General features: G+C 41.0%; 2 tRNA genes. Both read right to left on the bottom strand.

The features are described 5' to 3' along the window. Positions 1 to 71 (bottom strand) — tRNA-Gln (locus Q4519_RS21785). A 44-nt stretch (positions 72 to 115) separates the two neighbouring features. Continuing rightward, positions 116 to 190 (bottom strand) — tRNA-Gln (locus Q4519_RS21780). Positions 191 to 346 lie beyond the last annotated feature (156 nt).

The following is a 346-nucleotide window of genomic DNA, read 5'->3' as shown; positions in this document are numbered from 1 at the left end:
AGGGATATGAGGATTTGAACCTCAGAATGCCGAGATCAAAACCCGGTGCCTTACCGCTTGGCGATATCCCTGTTGTAACTTTTTGATCAATGATATTCATCATTCAATCAGAATTTGGCAGGGATATGAGGATTTGAACCTCAGAATGCCGAGATCAAAACCCGGTGCCTTACCGCTTGGCGATATCCCTATTTTTGAGTTTTACGTGTAATAATCTCACACGGATCAAAGTTATTTACTTTGATGTTTATTAAAAGCTTAGCTTCTAATAAATGGTGCGGAAGGAGAGACTTGAACTCTCACACCTTGCGGCACTAGAACCTAAATCTAGCGTGTCTACCAATTT

The sequence above is a fragment of the Motilimonas sp. 1_MG-2023 genome (assembly GCF_030547455.1).
GTDB lineage: Bacteria > Pseudomonadota > Gammaproteobacteria > Enterobacterales > CBDFNC01 > Motilimonas.
This window is presented reverse-complemented; position numbering and strand designations above follow the sequence as displayed.